At 61.0% G+C, this 5,539-nt stretch carries 5 protein-coding genes and 1 rRNA gene; 4 read left to right on the top strand and 2 right to left on the bottom strand.

The window, feature by feature from the left end:
• Window positions 1-137: ribosomal RNA gene (locus VH599_08520) — 23S ribosomal RNA — on the top strand; the annotation flags it as partial.
• A 165-nt stretch (window positions 138-302) separates the two neighbouring features.
• Here the strand turns inward: VH599_08520 and VH599_08515 are convergent.
• Window positions 303-1,232, bottom strand: a complete 930-nt coding sequence (locus VH599_08515; GenBank protein HEY7348345.1) for a serine/threonine-protein kinase — start codon at window positions 1,230-1,232, stop codon at window positions 303-305.
• A 160-nt stretch (window positions 1,233-1,392) separates the two neighbouring features.
• Here VH599_08515 and VH599_08510 point away from each other — a divergent pair, with 160 nt between their 5' ends.
• The 3 genes from VH599_08510 (at window position 1,393) to VH599_08500 (ending at window position 3,682) form a co-directional block, all read left to right on the top strand.
• Window positions 1,393-2,871 carry an HD domain-containing protein gene (locus VH599_08510; protein ID HEY7348344.1) on the top strand — a complete coding sequence of 493 codons (1,479 nt, stop codon included), beginning with the start codon at window positions 1,393-1,395 and terminating at the stop codon, window positions 2,869-2,871.
• Between the two features lie 80 nt (window positions 2,872-2,951).
• Complete coding sequence (locus VH599_08505) at window positions 2,952-3,344, top strand: hypothetical protein (GenBank protein ID HEY7348343.1); 393 nt, start codon at window positions 2,952-2,954, stop codon at window positions 3,342-3,344.
• Between the two features lie 2 nt (window positions 3,345-3,346).
• Window positions 3,347-3,682, top strand: a complete 336-nt coding sequence (locus VH599_08500; protein ID HEY7348342.1) for a helix-turn-helix transcriptional regulator — start codon at window positions 3,347-3,349, stop codon at window positions 3,680-3,682.
• A 16-nt stretch (window positions 3,683-3,698) separates the two neighbouring features.
• Here VH599_08500 and VH599_08495 read toward each other — a convergent pair whose 3' ends face one another.
• Window positions 3,699-5,348 carry a hypothetical protein gene (locus VH599_08495; GenBank protein ID HEY7348341.1) on the bottom strand — a complete coding sequence of 550 codons (1,650 nt, stop codon included), beginning with the start codon at window positions 5,346-5,348 and terminating at the stop codon, window positions 3,699-3,701.
• Window positions 5,349-5,539: the final 191 nt, after the last annotated feature.

Here is a 5,539-nt window from a genome sequence, read left to right as displayed (position 1 = left end):
GCGAAGCCGATCCCAAGATGAGCCTTCTCTCCCTTTATGGGATAAGATCCCAGGCAGACTACCTGGTAATAGGCTGGAGGTGTAAGCACCGTAAGGTGTTGAGCTAACCAGTACTAATGATCGAATGGCTTAGCTGCCCTTCTCTTCGTCAGGTCAGCAGAATTGAGTCAATTGACAGTTCTGATCCGTGTGTCACGGCGCTTATGCAGTCGTGGTTTTGCGCATATTGCAGCGCGGCCGCGCTTCTCGTTAGCAGGCCCAGTCGAGTTCTCCCTACGGGGGTGCTCCTGGGCCTGCTCTTTTTATCGGAGCTGCGCCCCATCGCGCTGGCAAAACTTCGCGTCCGAGCGATTCTCCGCGCCACAGCGAGGGCAGACCATCGGCAGCTTCGTCCCATCATTGCGGCAGAACCTCGCCTGGGGCTTATTCAGAAAGCCACAGGTGGGGCAGATCAGCGGTATCTCGGCTGGCGCGCCCGGCGCTGCGCCCCCTTTCTCCCCAGGAGCCGCGATCACCGCCCGAAACTCCGCCGCCAGCGCCCCAGCCGTGTGCGGGCGCTCTTCGGGTCGCGGAGCCATGGCCCGGCGCAGCAGCGCCTCAATCTCCAGCGCCACGCGCGGAGCCAATCCTGCCAGCGTCGGCAGAGGCTTTGCCCCTTGCTCCAGACGACCCGCCGAATCGGCGCGTGGGACGCCGCCCCAGAGCAGCCGATAGAGCGTGACGCCCAGCGCGTACATATCCGCAGCTCGCCCCGTCGCTGTCCCGCGCCGCGCTTTCCCAAAACCTCCCAGCATCAGCCAGCGTTCGCGCAGCAAAAGGTTCGATGGCTTCAGATTGCAGTGGAGGACGCCCCTGGTATGCGTGTAGTCCAGCGCCGCCGCCGCCTGATCCAGATAATACGCCACCTCTTCCAGCGGCAGGCCATTGTTGCCGTTCGCGGCACGCAGCCGATCCTCTAGCGACCCACCAGCGGCATAATGCATCACCAGATAGGCGACGCCATCTTGCTGGCCGAAATCATAGACGGGCAGGATATTGGGGTGATCAAGGGAGCCGCTGAGGCGGGCCTCGGCCTGGAACTGCTCTATCGCAGCGGGGAGCGTGGAGACCTTCATCGCTACCCATCGCTCCAGCCGTTCATCGCGCCCTTGATAGACCTCAGCAGGGTTGCCCTTCGCCAGCAGGCGCTCGAACCGATACTGCCTCAGCGTTTTGCCAACCAGGCTTCCCACAAATACCCTCTCTCCGTTTTCTACTGGATTGCCCAGGGGGAGCCAATGAACACTCCCGCCTGCTGCGCGCTCTTCCGATAATCTGCTGAGATTATAGCATGTCCAGAAATGGCGTCTGGCCCTGGACAGTGCTGCCCGCGAATGGTACAATCGTTCCACTATGAGCAAACAAGAGCAAGCATCGTTTCTTCCAACCGGCCAGACCCCGCCCAGGCGTGGAAGGCCAAGGACCAGCAGCGGAGCGCAAGAAAACGGCCAGGCGGGCGCTCGCGCCGAGGCTGCCGCTGCGCTGCCCTTTCCAGAGGGCGCTCCGGCGCTGCCCGATGAACAGCCAGTCACAGTCATCCGCGACAGCCTCTATGATCGCATCCCCCTGGGCGCGGCGGAGCATGCCTTGATTGGTTCAGCGCCGTTTCTACGCCTTCAGGATGTCAAGCAGTTGGGATTTGTCTATCGCATCTGGCCGGGCGCAACCCATACGCGCTATGAGCATAGCCTGGGCGTCTACTATCTGGCGCTGCGTGCCCTGCGCTCGCTGCTGGCCCGGAAACACGACGGCGGCCTGGCCGACATAAGCGTAACGGACCTGCGCGCTACCCTGGCTGCCGCGCTGCTGCACGACATCGGCCATTATCCTTTCTCGCACGCGATTGAGGAACTCGGCCACCCGATTGTTTCGCATGAAAAAGTTGGCCGCAGCATCATCGAGCGCAGCCCCATCGCCGCCGTGCTGGAGCGCGAATGCGGCGTCTCGCCGGGCCGCGTGGCCGATCTGATCGACCCACCGCGCGGGGCCGCGCTGCCAGGGAGCGATGCCCTGCTGGTGCGCTTGCTCAGCGGGGCGCTGGATGTAGATAAGCTTGATTACCTGCCGCGCGATGCCCGCGCCTGCAACGTGCCGTATGGCGGCGTGGATGTGAGCCGCCTGTTGGGGGCGCTGCGCGTGGCCGATGTGCATGGGCAGCAGCGATTGGTCGTCACACAAAAAGGCATCAGCGCCCTGAACTCGCTGCTGCACGCCCGCCAGGAAATGTTCGATAACGTCTACTGGCATCATACCAACCGCGCCATGATGGCGATGCTGCTGCGCGCGGTGCAAGATGCGCTGGTCGAAGAGCAGGTGCGCCCAGCCGACCTGCCCGGCCACGACGATCACTCCCTGCTGGCCTTGCTGGCAGCAAGCCGCATGCCCGCCAGCACGCGGACGCTGGTGGAGGCGCTGCGCCTGCGCCACCCCTATAAGAGCGTGCTGGAAGTGAGCATGCGCGTCGGCAGCCTCTTCAATCGGCTGGATGCGCTCTTCTGGGATCAGGGCAGGCGCCGCCGCGTCGAAATCGCCCTGGCCGCCGGACTGGCCGAGGGTCTAGGGCGTCCTGTCGCGCCCCACGAGACGCTGATAGATATTCCCAAACCGGAGAAATGGGAGATGGAAGTCTGGGTGAGCTTTGCACACCCGCCGCTGGGCATACAGCCCCTGATGACCTGGGTCGAGGCCACCGGCCAGCTTCCCGCCGACCTCTCCAAATACGAACAGCATCAGCGGCGCATTCGCATCGTCGCCGCCGAACCCATCGCCGCCGCCGCGCGCGCCCGCCGCGACGATCTGCTTGTGCCGCTGCTAGAGCGGGCGCTGATCTAAGGTATCAGTTGCTGATTGTATCAAAAATCTTGTTTCTCGATGCTCTTGACAAGAGGTAACATAGGTGTTACCATCTGCATATGGGATGGCGTGTTGAGTATTACGAACAAGAAGATACGGTACAGCCAGCGGAAGTCTTCGAGGATGCCTTGAAGCGAACACATCGAAAGCTAGCGACCAAACTGGAAAGTATTGTGTTATCGTTAGAAATCTACGGTCCACGTCTTGGTGGGGGACTCATCGAAGCATGCCGAGGCTATAGCGGCTTGTGGGAATTGCGAGCCATCTTCAGCGGATGGCTTGGTCGTGAGATGTTTGGCTTTGATGGGGAACGTGTGGTTCTCCTTCATGGCTATATCAAGCGGGCAGGAGAGCCTGCCTCGGCGCGTGATCTGAAACAAGCCTTTGCCTATTGGCAAGACTACCAACGCACGCACAGGATCAGCCCTGAAATACCAGAAGAGGAGGCATAGCGATGAGCCGCTTTCATCAACGCTTGCGTAAAGATTTGGAAGACCCGGAAGTGGCTGCTGATTTCTATCAGGCGACAGCAGAGATTGCCCTCATGCAAGCGTTGGAGGAGGCGCGCAAGTCGTTTCATCTTACCGAAAAGGAGCTTGCCGCCAGGATGGGTACGCAACGCGAAGCCATCACGCGCCTGTTCAACGCAGAGCATGCCAACCCGACACTCAGCACTATCACCAGCCTGCTTTCTGCGCTAGGGTTGCATGCTGAGATCACTCTGCGGCCTGCTTTCCCTGATGAAGCGCCCATCGAAGCAAAATTTGTTCCGGCGGCTCCATCCTCATAAGCAGGGATAATCGCATCTACACCAGGCTGTGGAGCAGTTGGTTGATCCAGTCGAGCGCGATGCCGCCCAGGATCGCCAGGATCAGCGCCAGCACGAGCCGCTCGATGGGGAAGGGCATCGAACGCACATCCTTCACGTCGCTCTCCTGCGTGCGGTAATACTGCCAGGTCACATACTCCTGAAGGGTGCGCAGATCGGTCTGATCGGTGGCCTGTGGCTGCGAGCGACTGAGGCGCTGGGCAATCTCATTGCGACGCAGCGCGAGTTCGCGCAGCCGAGCGCCGCGCCAGCGCGCCATGCCCTCGCTAAAGGGCAGATTAATCAGAAACACATAGGGCAGGATCAGCGCGCCCATGTAAACGAGCAGGCGCGCGCTCACAAACGGCCATCCAGACGGCAAGAGAGAACTCGCGCCAACGTTATAGATGCTGTTGACCAGCACCGCTACGAAGAGCAGCGTAATGGTATGAAACGAGAGCAGTTCCAGCGCAGGCCGCAGGGCATAGCGCCGCGCCTCCGGTGAGCGCGTGGGCTGCCCAAGCAGCGCCTTCACCATGCGTGCCTGCACGATTACCGTGAAGGGGAGGGAAAAGACGACGATCATCGCCAGGCAGATGATGGGAAACAACAGTGTGAAGAACACGCGATCCATCTGGAAGGGCTGGACCAGAGTGGTCTGCACGAAGCTGGTCATATAGGCGCCTACATCTTCGGTTCTCCCGGCGTGCGTATCGCTAAAAAAAGCGCGCGCCACGAAGCCTATAAGTACCAGTAACCCCAGCAAGCCGATGACAAAGAGCGTACCCAGCGTCGTCAGCCAGACGCGCAGGAAGACACGCAGCGGCCCTGAGTCGGTTTTGACGCTGATGCTGGAGCGCAGGGTGCGCGTGAAGATCATGCTCTGGCGTCGTGTCAGCGCGTACCCGATGATCAAGGAAAGCGGCTCGGAACCTGTCGTGCTGAACCAGAGGAGAAAGAGCGCGCTCAGTCCGGCGAGAACCGTAGGCGCCAGTGATCCCGGCAGGTTGTTGGGCAGCAGCACATTCATCGCGCCAAAGAGAAACGCCAGCAGCAGGCTTGTCACCATGCCCAGGATCGGCAAGCCCATGACCAGCAAATAGTCGAAACCAGTGATCCCTGCCAATCCCACCCGGCCATGCGCCCGGTAGAGGACGCGCCCGCAGGCGGTTGGGTCGGGAGGCGCGCCGCTGCTGGTATCCATGCAGCGTTTCCACTCTAACAACGAACGACTATACAGGCGCACGCGCCTTCGCCAGAGCCAGCCGCCGCGCGCTTGTGGATTTTGTTCGGCGCGCTGACACGCCTCGTGAATCTCGACCAGTTTTTGCTCCAGGGCGTCGGTCACGACGTTATAGCCGGGATTGCTCGTCAGGTCATTAAGCTGATCGGTTGCCATTGCCTCCCAGACCCCATCTGCAATGCGGAAATAGGTCTGGACATACTGATGCATGCTGCGCCGGTTCTGGCGAATCAGCCCGGCGCTTGGAATCTCATCGAAGAGAACGAGCAGTTGATCGGCCAGAGTGGTCATGGTACCCTGGGCATCCACCTGCGCCTGAATAGTCTGGGCTGCCCGCGCCGCGCCCGGCAGGCTGAGCGCAGTGTTTTGCTGCATCATCGGTTCGGTAGATTCTTCTCTCAACATGGCAGACGCTCCTGGTTGGCTCAGATGCCTATTTCTCCGGCTATCTCAGCTTCAGATGTCCTCCCCTTCTCCCCATACGTCTATTCTAGCAGGGCGGCAGTGGTGATGCAACGCTCAGTTTTCTCTTGCGCCCGCGAGCAGCAGCGCCTGTCTGCGCAGCGGCAAGAAGCGGCGTCGGCCTCGTTCAACCC

It is taken from the genome of Ktedonobacterales bacterium (assembly GCA_036557285.1).
GTDB lineage: Bacteria > Chloroflexota > Ktedonobacteria > Ktedonobacterales > DATBGS01 > DATBHW01.
This window is presented reverse-complemented; position numbering and strand designations above follow the sequence as displayed.

What these genes read in the sequence shown, in the direction of transcription:
- VH599_08510 (HEY7348344.1), top strand. Translation starts at nt 1,393, where the DNA reads ATGAGCAAACAAGAGCAAGCATCGTTTCTTCCAACCGGCCAGACCCCG.
- VH599_08505 (HEY7348343.1), top strand. Translation starts at nt 2,952, where the DNA reads ATGGGATGGCGTGTTGAGTATTACGAACAAGAAGATACGGTACAGCCA.
- VH599_08500 (HEY7348342.1), top strand. Translation starts at nt 3,347, where the DNA reads ATGAGCCGCTTTCATCAACGCTTGCGTAAAGATTTGGAAGACCCGGAA.
- VH599_08495 (HEY7348341.1), bottom strand. Translation starts at nt 5,348, where the DNA reads ATGTTGAGAGAAGAATCTACCGAACCGATGATGCAGCAAAACACTGCG.